Origin of the sequence: Enterobacteriaceae endosymbiont of Donacia provostii (assembly GCF_012570145.1) — a bacterium.
In the GTDB taxonomy this organism is placed as follows: Bacteria; Pseudomonadota; Gammaproteobacteria; order Enterobacterales; family Enterobacteriaceae.
On record NZ_CP046206.1, the window covers coordinates 132,039 to 147,485 of the forward strand.

Genomic DNA, 15,447 nt, shown 5'->3' on the forward strand with positions numbered 1-15,447 from the left:
ATAAATTTATTTATACTAAGGATTTATAATTGAGTCTTTCTTTATTTAGTTTGCAAAAATTATTAAATAATTATATTAAACATTATTTAATAAAAAATATTTTAATAAATAAAATTGTTTTAGATAGTAGAAAAATTAAAGGTAAAAATTGTTTATTTATAGCAATTAAAGGACATAAACATGATGGTAAAAGTTTTATAAAACAAGCTATATTAAAAGGAGTAGTTGCAATATTAACTTATTCTGATGAAAAATTCTTACCTTATACAATAAAACTTAAAAAAAATATACCTATTATTTATTTACCTAATTTAAATAAACAAATTTCATATTTAGCAGGATTATTATATAATCATCCAAGTAAAAAAATTCCTGTTATTGGAATAACAGGAACTAATGGAAAGACCAGTATAACACATTTTTTAATGCAGTGGTTTAAAATATTAGGTTATAAACCTGCTGTTTTAAGTACCATAGGAAATGGTTTCGAAAATCATTTAATTCAAACAAAAAATACTACTGATTCTGCTATAGATATACAATATACACTAAAAAAATTTCTTGATCAAAAAGCAGATATTGTAATTATGGAAGTTTCTTCGCATGGATTAGATCAATTTAGAGTATCTAATATAATATTTTCTATTGGAATTTTTACAAATTTAACAAGAGATCATTTAGATTATCATAAAAATATGAAAAATTATGAATTATCTAAATGGAAATTTTTTTATAACCATAAAATAAAAACAAGAATTATTAATATTGATGATAATATAGGATTAAAATGGTATAAAAAGTTATCTAATATTACTGTAGTAACTACTAAATTTAAACAAATATTAAATAAATCAAATTCCTTTATATATATTAAAAAAATAATTTATTTTTCTAATCATACAATTATTCAATTTAGTTCTAATTGGGGAAATGGAAAAATAAAAATAAATTTAATAGGTCAATTTAATGTAATTAATATTATGTTATGTATGGCTACATTATTAAATTTAAATTTTCCTTTAAAAAAATTAATAAAAACAGTTTCAAAAATTTTACCTATCCCAGGAAGAATGCAAAAAGTTTTTATTAAAAATAAATATACTAATATAATTATTGATTATGCTCATACTCCTGATGCACTTAAAAATGTACTATTAAGTTTAAAATTAAATATTCAAGGTAAAATATGGTGTATTTTTGGATGTGGAGGTGAAAGAGATAAAGGGAAAAGACCAATAATGGGATATATCGCTACAAAATATGCTGACAATATAATTTTGACCACTGATAATCCTAGAAATGAAAATATTAATAGTATTATTAAAGATATTAAGAAAGGATGTATTACATTAAAAAATGTTTATATTATTTTAAATAGAATAGAAGCTATTTCTTATGCAATATCTCATGCAAATAAAACAGATACTATTCTAGTAGCTGGTAAAGGACATGAAAATTATCAAATTGTAGGTAATAAAATTTTTAATTATTCAGATTTTAATGCTATTAAAAAAATTTTTGAAAATATCAAATGAATAAATTAATTAGTTTAAAAAAATTATCACAAATAGTACATGGTAAATTAATTGGTGATAATATTAAAATATTAAATTTTTCTATAAATAGTAAAAAAATTAAAAAAAATTGTATTTTTATTGCTATTTGTGGTAATAAATTTGATGGACATCATTTTATTGATGATGCTATTAAAAATGGTGCATTAGCTATATTAGTGCATAAATATATAAATATAAATATTCCTCAAATAATTGTATTTGATACTATTATAGGATTAGGTAAATTAGGTTTATGGAAAAGAATGCAATTTACTAATAATGTAATTGGTATTACTGGATCTTGTGGTAAAACATCAGTTAAGGAAATGACTGTATCTATTTTAAAAAAAAAAAATCAAATTATTTTTACAAAAAAAAATATGAATAATCATATTGGTGTTCCCTTAACCTTATTAAGATTAAATAATAAGTATAAATATGCTGTTATTGAAATAGGAGGAAGTAAAATAAATGATATTTCTTATCTAGCAAATTTAATTAAACCTAATATTGCAATAATTAATAATATTTCTGAGTCACATCTAGAAGGTTTTAAATCTTTAAAAAATATAATTAAAAATAAAAGTGATATTTTTAAATATTTAAAATATAAAGGAACTGCAATTATTAATTATGATGATAAAAATCAAAAAATAATTTTAAAAAAATTAAATAATAATAAAAATATTTTAACTTTTTCTATAAAAAATAATAAAGCGGATTTTTTTGCTAGAAATGTTTTAATATTACATAATAAAATTAAGTTTTTATTAATTTCACCCATAGGAAAAATATTAATTAAATTATATCTTATTGGAGGTGGAATACATAATATTAATAATGCCTTAGCATCAGCAGCATTATCATTTTCTGTAGGATCTACATTAGAAGATATAGCAAATGGTTTAAAAAATTTTAGATCAATTAAAGGCAGAATGTATCCTATTATTATTGACAATAATAAACTTATAATAAATGATACGTATAATGCAAATCCAAATTCAGTAAGTATAGCAATTAATATTTTAAAAAAGTTTTCTGGTAAAAAAATTTTAGTGATTGGTGATATGTTAGAACTTGGTGTGTATACAATTTTCTATCATAAAAAAATAAAAAAATTAATTTTAAGATCTAATATAGATTATATTTTTAGTATTGGTAAATATAGTAAATGTTTTACTCATAATAATATAAAATCACAACATTTTTTTAATAAAAATATGTTATTAAAAAAATTATTATTAATAATAAAAAAATTTAATCATTATACTATTTTATTTAAAGGATCACGAAAAAATAGAATAGAATTGTTAATTGAAATGTTATTGGAGAAATTAAAATGTTAATTATATTACTAAAATACTTAAAAAATTATTTTAAATATTTAAATTATTTTTTAATAGATTTTAAAATACGTTCTATGATGACACTTATAACATCATTTAGTATAACATTTTATTTAATTCCAATTTTTATTCATTATTTTAATAAAAATAAAATTTCTCAAATAATTAGAAAAGATGGACCAATAACACATTTTACAAAAAAAAAAACCCCTACTATGGGAGGTATAATCATATTATTATCTATTTTTATTTCAGTAATAATCTGGTCAGATTTATCTAATAAATATATTTTATATATATTGTTTATAACATTTTTATATTTTATAATTGGTTTTATAGATGATTTTTATAAAATTATTTTAAAAAATTCTATAGGGTTAACTGCGTATAAAAAAATTTTTTTACAATCAATTGCTAATATTTTTTTTATATTATCTATAATAATAGATTATAAAAAAAAATTATATATACAATTTATTATTCCTTTTACACATCATATTATTATTTATAATATAAATATTATTTTGTATATATTATTATGTTATTTCATTATATTAATAATGAGTAATGCTGTAAATTTAACTGATGGATTAGATGGTTTAGCAATTATGCCAATTATTTTTATTGCATTAGGATTAATTTTTTTATCTTATTTAACAGGGAATATATATTTTTCTAAATATTTTAATTTTATTTATGTAGAAAATTCTACAGAATTAATAATTATTTGTTTATCTATAATTGGTTCAGGATTAGCCTTTTTATGGTACAATGCATATCCAGCAAAGATATTTATGGGAGATGTAGGTTCATTACCTTTAGGTTGTCTTGTTTCAGTAATTGCAATTTTAATAAAACAAGAATTTTTATTTCTTATAATGTGTATTATATTCATAGTTGAATTTATTTCAGTAATTATTCAAATCATTAAATTTAAATATAATAAAAAAAGATTTTTTTTAATGGCTCCATTACATCATCATTATGAATTAAAAGGTATTTCAGAATCTTGTATTATTATTAGATTTTGGATTATTTCATTAATATTAATATTCTTTACTTTTATAATAATATAATTTCTGATAAAATTAAGATAATGAATAAAAAAATACTTATTATAGGTTTAGGAATAACAGGTATATCTTGTTTAAATTTTCTTTTAAAGAAGAAAATAATTCCTGCTATCATTGATGAATATACAAATCCTACATTTATAAAGAAAATACCTCCGTATATACCATATCATTTAGGTTCTTTAAATAAAGATTGGATACTTAATGCAGAATTAATTATTTTAAGTCCAGGTATATCAATATTTAACAATATCATATTACAAGCTAAAAAAAAAAAAATTGAAATTATTGGAGATATAGAATTATTTAGTCGTTATAACAATACTCCCTTAATAGCTATAACTGGTACTAATGGTAAAAGTACTGTTACTAATATGTTAGCTAAAGTTATGAGAAAAAATAATTTTAAAATTAGTATTGGAGGTAATATTGGATATCCAGTATTAGATTTATTATCTCTTAAAAGAGATTTTTATATTTTAGAAATATCAAGTTTTCAATTAGAAACAATTAAAAAATTAAATATATATATTGCTATAATTCTAAATATTTCACAGGATCATATGGATAGATATCCCTTAGGTATTAAACAATACCGTAATTTTAAATTACGTATTTTTAAATACGCTAATATTTGTATATATAATTCTGATGATATATTATGTTATCCTAAACAATTTTATAATAATAAAAAATATATTACTTTTGGTCAAAATTCTGGTGATTATTCTCTTTCCATTAAAGGAAATGGGATTTATTTAAAAATAAATAATCAAAAAATATTTGATTTTAATAAAACTCAATTAATTGGTATACATAATTATTTAAATTCTTTATCTGTATTAGCTGTTACTGATATTTTAAAAATTCCTAAAAAAAATTTTTTCAAAGAAATTTGTAATTATAAAAATATGCATCATACATTACAAATTATTCATCAAGAATACGGAATAACTTGGATTAATGATTCAAAATCTACTAATATTAGTAGTACAAAAGCTGCTTTACGATATTTACATGATAAAAAAAAAATTTGGTTACTTTTAGGAGGTTATGACAAAAATTGTGAATTATATTTATTAATAAAATATTTAAAAAAAAAAAATAATATAAAAGTATTATGTTTTGGTCAATCAAGTAAAAAAATACTATCTATATATTCTAAAGCAATTAAAGTAAATACAATGTATGAAGGTGTAAAAAAAATTATTAAATTAGTAAAATATGGAGATATTGTATTATTATCTCCAGCATGTTCTAGTATTGATCAATTTCAAAATTTTAAACAGCGTGGAAATGAGTTTATTAGAATAGTAAAATCTATGTATCATAGATAATATTATTATATTAAATTAATATATTAAATATTTTAAATATTAATTTGTTATTCTATAACATGAAAAAAAAAATTCTTATAGTAGCTGGAGGTACTGGAGGACATATCAATCCAGCATTAAATATAGCATATTTTTTAAAAAAAAAAGATTGGGAAGTGCGTTGGTTAGGAACAAAATCAAGAATGGAGGCAGAAATTATTCCTAAAAAAAATATACATATTTATTTTATAGATTTTTATAGATTTAAAAATAAAAATATTTTTTCTATTATTTTTACTTTTATTAAATTATTTATATCACTTTATAAATCTATTTTAATTTATAAAAAATATAAACCACATATAATTTTAACAATGGGTAGTTATATTTCTGGACCTAGTGGTTTAGCTGCATGGTTATGTAGAATTCCATTAATAATACATGAACAAAATAGTATTCCAGGTTTAACAAATATGATTTTATCTAAAATTGCTACAAAAATTATGCAAGCATATCCTAATACATTTGCTAATGCTATACTAGTAGGAAATCCTTTAAATAATAAAATTATTAAATTATCCTTATATAAAAGAAAAATTTTTAAAATACATAAACCTATTCGTGTATTAATTACAGGAGGAAGTCAAGGAGCATATATAATAAATAAAATAGGTATAAAATTAATTAAAATTTTAAAAAATAAAATATTTATTATACATCAAGTAGGAAAGGGTAACTTTAAAAAAGTATATTTTCAATATAAAAAATATAATTTTAATAATTTTATTATAAAAGAATATATTCAAAATATTCATAAAGCATATAAATGGGCTGATATAATAATATGTAGATCAGGAGCTATGACTGTTAGTGAAATTACAGCAGTAGGTTTACCAGCTATTTTTATACCATTTCCACATAAAGATAAACAACAATATTTTAATGCAATATATTTACAAAATATAGGAATAGCTAAAATTTTTGAACAAAAAAATATAAATATTTATGATATTGCTAATTTAATAGCAAATCTTAATAAAGATAAAATTATGCATATAATAAATAAATCTTATAATTTATCTATAATAAATTCTGTAGAATTAATTTTTCAAGAATTAAATAAAATAAAAATTTATTAATATCTAAATAATGATATATAAAAAAATGTCTAATATAATTAATACTCAAAAAACATTTAAAATAAATAATATTAATCATATATATTTTATTGGTATTGGTGGATCTGGTATGGGAGGTATTGCAAAAATTTTATTTAAACAAGGATATCAAATTAGTGGTTCAGATTTAACTTCGAATTTAATTACTAAAGATTTAATTTCATTAGGTATTACTATTTATTTTAAACAAGAAATTAAGAATATTACAAATAATATAGATCTTATAATAAGATCTAGTGCTATTAAAAATAATAATCCAGAACTAATTATAGCAAAAAAATTAAATATTATGGTAATTAGTAGAGGACAAATGTTAGCAGAATTAATGAGATTTTATTATGGAATTAGTATTACAGGAACTCATGGTAAAACTACAACAACTGCTATGATTTATGAAATATATAAATTATCTGGATTAGATCCTACATTTATAAATGGAGGTATATTAAAAAATACTAAAGAATATGCTTATTTAGGTTCTAGTAAATACTTTATTACAGAAGCAGATGAAAGTGATAGATCTTTTTTATATTTAAAACCAATTATAAATATTATAACAAATATTGAAAACGAACATCTAGATTTTTATAATAATAACATAGAAATTTTAAAAAAAAATTTTTTAAAATTTTGTAAAAAAATCCCATTTTATGGCAGTATAATTATTTGTATAGATAATGTTCATAATTTTGATTTAATAAAAAATTATTTGTTTAATTGTAAATGTAATTTAATTACATACGGTTTTCATAAAAATGCTGATATACAATTATATAATTACAAACAAAATGGTTATAAAAGTCAATTTTATATATTAGAAAAAAAAAATAATTTATCATTAAAAATTAATTTAAATATTCCTGGATATCATAATGCTTTAAATGCAACTGCAGCATATACTGTATCTAAATTTAATAATATAAATGAAAAAATAATTTTAAAATCATTAGAAAATTTTAATGGTATTATACGTAGATTTGATATTTTAGGTATAATTTTTCCAAAAAAACAAATAAAATATAAACAAAATATTATTGTTATCAATGATTATGGACATCACCCAACAGAAATAAATCTAACAATAGAGACAGCACGTAAAATATGGCCAAATAGAAATTTAATAATGATTTTTCAACCCCATCGTTATTCTAGAACTAAAAATTTACTAAATTATTTTGTTCAAATATTATCTAAAGTGGATAAATTATTTTTATTACAAGTTTATTCAGCTGGAGAAAATTTTATAAAAAATGCTGATAGTAGATATCTATTTAAAAAAATAAAAAAATTAGGTATTATTTTACCTAAATTAATATATTTTACAGATTATTATAGTATATCTAATTATATACTATCTAAATTGAAAGGAAATGAAATAGTAATTTTTCAAGGTGCAGGTGATATTAATAAAATATCATCATTACTTATAAAATGATACAATTTTTGTTGTATAAATATTATACTTAATAATTAAAAATATAAGTATTATTAATATGTCTAATAAAATAGTTGTTTTATTTGGAGGTAATTCTCTTGAGAGAGAAATATCTTTAAAATCTGGTAAAGCAATTTTAAATACTCTAATAAAATTAGGTATTAATGCTATTGGAATAGATCCAATTAATTTTCCATTATTACACTTAAAACAGTATGGTTTTAAAAAAGCTTTTATAGCCCTACATGGGAGAGGAGGTGAAGATGGAACTATACAAGGAATATTAGACTATTTAAATATTCCTTATACTGGTAGTGGAATATTATCATCAGCATTAACGATAAATAAATTTTTAACTAAAATGATTTGGAAAGAATATGGATTACCAATTATTTATCCATATTTTTTATTAAATAAAAAATATTTTATTAAAAAAAATTACTTAAAAATAGAAAAAAAAATTTTAAAAATAAAATTACCTATTATTGTTAAACCTAATTGTAATGGATCTAGTTTAGGTATTTTTAAAATAAATAATATAGATAATTTATTTAATATATTAGAAAAAGCTTTTATATATGATAATAATCTTTTAATAGAAAGATATATAAAAGGTACAGAGTATACAGTTGGAATATTAAATAATAAAATATTACCTCCTATAAAAATAGAATATTCAAATATTTTCTATGATTATCAATCTAAATATTATTTAAATAATACTAAATATTTTTGTCCTAGTGGTTTAAGTTTACAAAAAGAAAAAGAATTAGAAAATATAATTTTAAAAGCTTGGAAAGTTTTAAACTGTAAAATATGGGGCAGAATAGATGTGATTTTAGATAAGAAAAAAAAATTTAAACTACTTGAAATTAATACTATTCCAGGAATGACATCAAAAAGTTTATATCCTATAGCAGCAAAAAAAGCAGGATTATCTTTTGATAATTTAATTATAAAAATTTTATCTTTAACTAAATAAGTTAAATTTAAAATTTTTCTATTTAATTAGAAGCGATTTTAATAAATCTTTTTATTGTTAAACGTAATTTTAATGAACTTTTTTTAGAAATATTAAGTAATAAATTAGCACTAAATTTACTTAATGTAATTTTTTTGATTTTTATTTTTTTATATTTTTTTTTTTTTATAAAAATAGGATTTATTTTAATATTTATTTCTTTAAATGAAGGATTTATATATTTTTTTATATAAAATAAAATATTAGATTTTTCATATAAAAATCTAAACATAGAACTAGCATTATTAGTTTCTATAATAATAATATTATTTCTTATATTTTTAATATTATACCTACAATGTAATTGTATTGGTAAATATTTTTTGATAATCTTATTGATTTTTATTAAAATATTCGTATGTGTATATATTTTATATAATATCTTTGTATAAGAAGAATAATATTTTTGTTTAAAAAGTTTATTAATTAATAATACTTTATTATTACGCATATTTTTTATCCATCAAATTTTTTATAAAAAAATTATAAACATTTTTTGTATTTTATTTAAATATAAAATAAATAATATTTACAATTATACAATTATATTTTTTATTAAGAGATATTTATATGTTAAAAAAAATTTTTACTAAAATATTTGGTAGTAATAATGATTATATTTTAAAACGTATTCAAAAAATAGTAAATACTATTAACAATATGGAAAAAGAATTTGAGAAATTAACTAATTTTGAATTACAAAATAAAACTATAATTTTTAAAAAAAAATTAAAAAATAATTACACTTTAGAACATATTCTCCCAGAAGCTTTTGCAACTGTTAGAGAAGCAAGTAAAAGAATATTTAATATGCGTCATTTTGACGTTCAATTAATTGGAGGTATTGTATTAAATAATAATTGTATAGCAGAAATGAAAACTGGGGAAGGAAAAACATTAACATCTACATTACCTGCATATTTAAATGCTTTAACTGGAAAAGGTATTCATATTGTTACTGTAAATGATTATTTAGCTAAACGTGATGCTAATAATAATAAAGCATTATTTAAATTTTTAGGTTTAACTGTAGGTATTAATATACCTAATATATCATTAAGAGAAAAACAAAATGCATATAAAGCTGATATTACATATGGAACAAATAATGAGTTTGGTTTTGATTTTTTAAGAGATAATTTAATTTTTAATAATGATAAAAGAGTACAAAGAGATTTAAATTATGCTATTATTGACGAAGTAGATTCAATATTAATTGATGAAGCTCGTACTCCCTTAATTATATCAGGACCTACTGAAGATAATACTAAATTATATATTCAAATAAATAATATTATTCCTGAATTAATATATCAAAAAAAAGAAAATTTTAATATAAAAGATAAAGAATATTTTTTTATAGATGAAAAATCTCGTCAAGTATATTTAACTGAAAAAGGTTTAATTTATTTAGAAAAAATTTTAATTCAGAAAAAAATAATTAATATAGATGAATCTTTATATTCCAATAATAATATAATAATATTACATCATATTATTTCAGCATTAAGAGCACATATATTATTTAAAAAAAATGTAGATTATATATTAAAAAAAAATCAAATTATAATAGTAGATGAACATACTGGTAGATTAATGGAAGGTCGAAGATGGTCAGAAGGATTACATCAATCAATAGAAGCAAAAGAAAATGTCAAAATAAATAATGAAAATCAGACTCTTGCATCTATAACTTTTCAAAATTATTTTAGATTATATAACAAATTATCAGGTATGACAGGTACTGCTAGTACTGAATCTTTTGAGTTTAAAGAAATATATAAATTGAATACAGTAATTATTCCAACTAATAAGCCTATGATTAGGAAAGATCTTCCTGATCTTATTTTTTTAACTAAAAAGGAAAAAATAAATGCAATAATTAATGATATAAAAAATACACATTTTAAAGGCCAACCTATTTTAGTTGGTACTATTTCAATAAAAAAATCAGAATTAATATCCAAAAAATTAAAAGATATAGGTATAAAACATAATATTTTAAATGCAAAATTTCATGAAAAAGAAGCAGAAATTATTGCACAAGCTGGTGCAAAATATGCAGTAACAATTGCAACTAATATGGCTGGTAGAGGTACAGATATTGTTTTAGGGGGTAATTTTATAATTAATAAAAAAATTAATTTAGATGAAATTAAAAAATTAAGGTTAAAATGGCAAGAAAAACATAATGAAGTTATAAAATTAGGAGGATTATATGTAATTGGTACTGAACGTCATGAATCAAGAAGAATTGATAATCAATTAAGAGGACGTTCAGGAAGACAAGGTGATCCTGGTATGTCTAGATTTTATTTATCTATGGAAGATTCTTTAATGCGTATTTTTGCTCCTAAAAATATGTCATTTTTACTGAATAAATTAGGAATGAATGCTAATGATTACATTGAACATCCATGGATTACTAAATCAATATCTAATGCACAAAAAAAAGTAGAAAGTTATAATTTTGAAATACGTAAACAATTAATTGAATATGATGATATCATTAATGATCAACGTTTAATTATATATTTACAAAGAAATAAATTATTAAAATCGTTAGATTTTTATCAAATCATTAAAAATTTTAAAATAGATGTTTTTAGTAAAATATTAGATGATAATTTAAAAATTAGTTTTATTAACGTAGTAGAAAAAATAAATTTTAAAAAATTAAAAATTTATTTTAAAGATATTTTTAATATTAAATTACCAATTAAATATTGGATGCATAGTTTTAAAAAAAATAAAATCAAAAAAGTTCATAAAAATGATATTATTAAAAATATTATTGATTTTACAGAAAAAGAATATTTAAAAAAAATTTCTGTTTTAGAAAAAAAATATATTATTTTATTTGAAAGAAATACTATTTTACAAATTTTAGATAATTTATGGAAAGAACATTTATCAGCAATAGAATATTTAAAACAAGGAATTCATTTAAGAAGTTATGCTCAAAAAGATCCTAAACAAGAATATAAACGTGAATCTTTTTCTATGTTTAATAATATGTTATATAATTTTAAAAAAGAAGTAATTATTACATTAAGTAAATTAGATAATATAAATTTTATAAATGAAAATATAGATATAGAATTTAGAGAAAAAAAAATAATTAAAAATAATGATATAAATAAAAATAATTTATTTCTTTTAAAGAAGAAAGATGATGTTTTTTTTGATCAAAAAGATAAATATTTAAATAACATAAATTTTTTTCCTAAAAAAATAGGAAGAAATGAAAAATGTCCATGTAGTTCTGGAAAAAAATATAAATTTTGTCATGGATTAATGTTTAAATAAATTAACAAAGAGGATATAAGAAATAATTATATTTTTTATACCCTCTATTTTTATCAGTTTTTTATCTTATAAAAAAAATTTTTAATATTTTCTAAAAATTTTTTTATTTTAGGATTATTGTTATAATTAGAATATTCATGAAAACTTTTATCTAATTTATATAAAATATCTTTTTGTTTTTTATTTAAATTAATTGGAGTTTCAATAATTATTTTACATAATAAATCACCTATAATACTATTTCTTCTAATAGATTTTATTCCTTTATTACGTATTCTAAACATTTTTCCTGTTTGAGTTCCTTCAGGAATTTTTAATTTAACATAACCATTTAATGTAGGTATTTTAATAGTTCCACCTAATGTAGCAATTACAAAACTAATAGGTAATTCACAGTATAAATTATTACCTTCACGTATAAATAAATGATGTTTTTTAATTTTAATTTCTATATATAAATCTCCAGCAATTCCATTTTTTCCTATTTCTCCTTCACCATGTAATCTAATACGATTTCCAGTATCAATTCCACTAGGTATTTTAACTGATAATATTTTATTAGATTCTAATCTTCCCCTCCCTTTACAATAAAAACAAGGTTTTTTAATAAAATTTCCTTGTCCATGACATCTAGGACAAGTTTGTTGTACAGTAAAAAAACCTTGACTCATTTGTATTTGTCCATGACCATTACATGTATAACATTTTTGTAATAAACCTTCTTGTGCTCCTGTACCATTACAATAATCACAATTTTTTAAAACAGGAATACTAATTTTTTTTATTATACCTGTAATTGCTTCCTCTAAAGAAATTTCCATTAAATATTTTAAATCAGCACCTTTATTAGATCTTTGATTTGTTTTTGAATTACCAAATATATCTCCAAAAACATCTCCAAAAATATCACTAAAGTCAGTTGTATGATTTATATTTTCTTGATTAAAAGCAGCATGTCCATATTGATCATAAGCAGTTCTTTTTTTAGAATCACTTAAAATTTCATAAGCTTGTTTTATTTCCTTAAACTTATTCTCAGCATCTTTATTTCCGGGATTACGATCTGGGTGAAATTTCATAGCTAAACGTTTATATGCTCTTTTAATTTCACGATCTTCAGCATTTTTGCTAACACCTAAAATATCATAATAATCTTTTTTTGCCATAATAAATATACTATCCTAGTCTAATCCCATGATTTTTTTATTAATACCGATTATAATAATACTGATAAACGGTATTAATAAGATATTAAATAATGTATTTATAAAATAATTATTTTTTTTGATCTTTTACTTCTTCAAATTCAGCATCTACTACTTCATTATTTTCATTATTAGTTTTTACATTATTTTCATTATTAGTTTTTACATTATTTTCATTATTATTTTTAGTATTATTATTTTGATTAATATTCATAATATTACTAGATAATTCAATTAATTTTTGTATTTTATCTTGTATATCATTTTTATTTTCTGTTTTAATAACATTATTTAATTCATTAATAGCATTTTGTATTTTTAATTTATCTTCTTGATTAATTTTATCATTTAATTCTTTAAGTTTTTTTTCAGTATTATGTATAAGTTGGTCACCTTCATTACGTATTTTAGCTAATTCTTCAAAAACACGATCAGATTCACTATTAGCTTCAGCATCTCTTATCATTTTTTCAACTTCTTCTTTATTTAGACCTGATGATGCTTGTATAGTAATATTTTGTTCTTTACCACTTTTTTTATCTTTTGCAGAAACATGTAATATACCATCTGCATCTATATCAAATGTTACTTCTATTTGAGGTATACCTCTAGGAGCAGGACTAATACCATCTAAATTAAATTGTCCTAATGATTTATTATCATTAGCTCTTTTACGTTCTCCTTGTAAAATATGAATTGTTACAGAAGATTGATTATCTTCTGCTGTAGAAAATACTTGACTATGTTTTGTAGGAATAGTTGTATTTTTATTAATTAATATAGTCATTACTCCACCCATAGTTTCTATACCTAAAGATAATGGAGTAACATCTAGTAATAAAACATCTTTAACATCTCCAGCTAAAACCCCACCTTGAACTGCTGCACCAATAGCTACTGCTTCATCAGGATTAACATCTTTTCGTGGTTCTTTATTAAAGAATGATGCAACTTTATTTTGAACCATAGGCATACGAGTTTGTCCACCTACTAAAATAACATCATTAATATCTGATACAGATAAATTTGCATCTTTTAAAGCCATTTTAACTGGTTCAATTGATTGATCTACTAAATCTTCTACTAAAGATTCTAATTTTGCTCTTGTTAATTTAATATTTAAATGTTTCGGACCAGTAGAATTTGCAGTAATATAAGGTAAATTTACATCAGTTTGTTGTGTTGAAGATAATTCAATTTTAGCTTTTTCAGCTGCTTCTTTTAATCTTTGCATAGATAATGGATCATTTTTTAAATCTATTCCCTGATCTTTTTTAAATTCGGATACTAAATAATTAATAATTCTACTGTCAAAATCTTCTCCTCCTAAATGTGTATCTCCATTTGTTGATAATACTTCAAAAGTTTTTTCACCATCAACATCATCTATTTCAATAATAGAAATATCAAAAGTCCCCCCACCTAAATCATATACTGCTATAATACGATTCCCTTTACCCTTATCTAAACCATATGCTAATGCTGCTGCTGTAGGTTCATTAATAATTCTTTTTACTTCTAATCCTGCTATTTTACCTGCATCTTTTGTAGCTTGACGTTGAGCATCATTAAAATATGCAGGAACAGTAATAACTGCTTCATTTACTTTAGTACCTAAAAAATCTTCAGCAGTTTTTTTCATTTTTTTTAAAATTTCTGCTGAAATTTGAGGTGGTGCCATTTTTTTACCATTAATATCAATCCAAGCATCTCCATTACTAGATTCTACAATTTTATATGGCATAATTTTAATATCACGTTGTACTTCTTCATCATTAAATCTTCTACCAATTAATCTTTTGATAGCAAAAAGTGTATTTTTAGGATTAGTAATTGCTTGACGTTTTGCTGGTTGTCCTACTAAAATTTCTCCATCTTGTGCATAAGCAATAACAGATGGAGTAGTTCTATCTCCTTCTGAATTTTCTAAAACTCTTGGTTTATTACCATCTATAATAGCTACACAAGAATTGGTTGTACCTAAATCAATACCTATTATTTTACTCAT

General features: G+C 20.3%; 11 protein-coding genes. 8 read left to right on the top strand and 3 right to left on the bottom strand.

Features of this window, described 5'->3' with window-relative positions; translation table 11 throughout:
• Positions 1-29 precede the first annotated feature (29 nt).
• The 7 genes from murE to GJT93_RS00710 are packed head-to-tail and all read left to right on the top strand — an operon-like array spanning position 30 to position 8,886.
• Positions 30-1,535, top strand: coding sequence for a UDP-N-acetylmuramoyl-L-alanyl-D-glutamate--2,6-diaminopimelate ligase (gene murE / locus GJT93_RS00680; protein ID WP_168821705.1), 1,506 nt, complete (start codon positions 30-32; stop codon positions 1,533-1,535).
• Positions 1,532-2,902, top strand: coding sequence for a UDP-N-acetylmuramoyl-tripeptide--D-alanyl-D-alanine ligase (locus GJT93_RS00685; protein WP_168821706.1), 1,371 nt, complete (start codon positions 1,532-1,534; stop codon positions 2,900-2,902). The genes murE and GJT93_RS00685 overlap by 4 nt, the downstream gene beginning before the upstream one ends.
• Positions 2,896-3,978, top strand: coding sequence for a phospho-N-acetylmuramoyl-pentapeptide-transferase (gene mraY, locus GJT93_RS00690; RefSeq protein ID WP_168821707.1), 1,083 nt, complete (start codon positions 2,896-2,898; stop codon positions 3,976-3,978). The genes GJT93_RS00685 and mraY overlap by 7 nt, the downstream gene beginning before the upstream one ends.
• Before the next feature lie 20 nt (positions 3,979-3,998).
• Complete coding sequence (gene murD, locus GJT93_RS00695) at positions 3,999-5,312, top strand: UDP-N-acetylmuramoyl-L-alanine--D-glutamate ligase (RefSeq protein ID WP_168821708.1); 1,314 nt, start codon at positions 3,999-4,001, stop codon at positions 5,310-5,312.
• A 59-nt stretch (positions 5,313-5,371) separates the two neighbouring features.
• Entirely contained in the window at positions 5,372-6,430 is a 1,059-nt protein-coding gene (murG, locus tag GJT93_RS00700) for an undecaprenyldiphospho-muramoylpentapeptide beta-N-acetylglucosaminyltransferase (protein WP_168821709.1), read from the top strand.
• A 25-nt stretch (positions 6,431-6,455) separates the two neighbouring features.
• On the top strand, positions 6,456-7,904 hold the full coding sequence (murC, locus tag GJT93_RS00705) for a UDP-N-acetylmuramate--L-alanine ligase (RefSeq protein WP_168821710.1): 1,449 nt from the start codon (positions 6,456-6,458) through the stop codon (positions 7,902-7,904).
• 58 nt (positions 7,905-7,962) lie between these two features.
• Positions 7,963-8,886: a D-alanine--D-alanine ligase gene (locus GJT93_RS00710; RefSeq protein ID WP_168821711.1), complete on the top strand. Its 924-nt coding sequence runs from the start codon at positions 7,963-7,965 to the stop codon at positions 8,884-8,886.
• A gap of 22 nt (positions 8,887-8,908) precedes the next feature.
• Here GJT93_RS00710 and GJT93_RS00715 read toward each other — a convergent pair whose 3' ends face one another.
• Positions 8,909-9,376, bottom strand: a complete 468-nt coding sequence (locus GJT93_RS00715; protein ID WP_168821712.1) for a hypothetical protein — start codon at positions 9,374-9,376, stop codon at positions 8,909-8,911.
• A 119-nt stretch (positions 9,377-9,495) separates the two neighbouring features.
• Between GJT93_RS00715 and secA the strand changes: the two genes are divergently transcribed.
• The gene (gene secA, locus GJT93_RS00720) at positions 9,496-12,234 is read left to right on the top strand and encodes a preprotein translocase subunit SecA (protein ID WP_168821713.1); all 2,739 of its coding nucleotides are present in this window, start codon (positions 9,496-9,498) and stop codon (positions 12,232-12,234) included.
• Positions 12,235-12,287: 53 nt separating this feature from the next.
• Here the strand turns inward: secA and dnaJ are convergent, their stop codons facing one another.
• Together dnaJ and dnaK are read right to left on the bottom strand one after the other, a co-directional pair.
• Entirely contained in the window at positions 12,288-13,400 is a 1,113-nt protein-coding gene (gene dnaJ, locus GJT93_RS00725) for a molecular chaperone DnaJ (RefSeq protein ID WP_168821714.1), read from the bottom strand.
• Positions 13,401-13,509: 109 nt separating this feature from the next.
• Positions 13,510-15,447, bottom strand: a complete 1,938-nt coding sequence (gene dnaK / locus GJT93_RS00730) for a molecular chaperone DnaK (protein WP_168821715.1) — start codon at positions 15,445-15,447, stop codon at positions 13,510-13,512.

What these genes read in the sequence shown, in the direction of transcription:
- secA (WP_168821713.1), top strand. Translation starts at nt 9,496, where the DNA reads ATGTTAAAAAAAATTTTTACTAAAATATTTGGTAGTAATAATGATTAT.
- murD (WP_168821708.1), top strand. Translation starts at nt 3,999, where the DNA reads ATGAATAAAAAAATACTTATTATAGGTTTAGGAATAACAGGTATATCT.
- dnaJ (WP_168821714.1), bottom strand. Translation starts at nt 13,400, where the DNA reads ATGGCAAAAAAAGATTATTATGATATTTTAGGTGTTAGCAAAAATGCT.
- GJT93_RS00710 (WP_168821711.1), top strand. Translation starts at nt 7,963, where the DNA reads ATGTCTAATAAAATAGTTGTTTTATTTGGAGGTAATTCTCTTGAGAGA.
- GJT93_RS00715 (WP_168821712.1), bottom strand. Translation starts at nt 9,376, where the DNA reads ATGCGTAATAATAAAGTATTATTAATTAATAAACTTTTTAAACAAAAA.
- GJT93_RS00685 (WP_168821706.1), top strand. Translation starts at nt 1,532, where the DNA reads ATGAATAAATTAATTAGTTTAAAAAAATTATCACAAATAGTACATGGT.
- murC (WP_168821710.1), top strand. Translation starts at nt 6,456, where the DNA reads ATGTCTAATATAATTAATACTCAAAAAACATTTAAAATAAATAATATT.
- dnaK (WP_168821715.1), bottom strand. Translation starts at nt 15,447, where the DNA reads ATGAGTAAAATAATAGGTATTGATTTAGGTACAACCAATTCTTGTGTA.
- murG (WP_168821709.1), top strand. Translation starts at nt 5,372, where the DNA reads ATGAAAAAAAAAATTCTTATAGTAGCTGGAGGTACTGGAGGACATATC.
- mraY (WP_168821707.1), top strand. Translation starts at nt 2,896, where the DNA reads ATGTTAATTATATTACTAAAATACTTAAAAAATTATTTTAAATATTTA.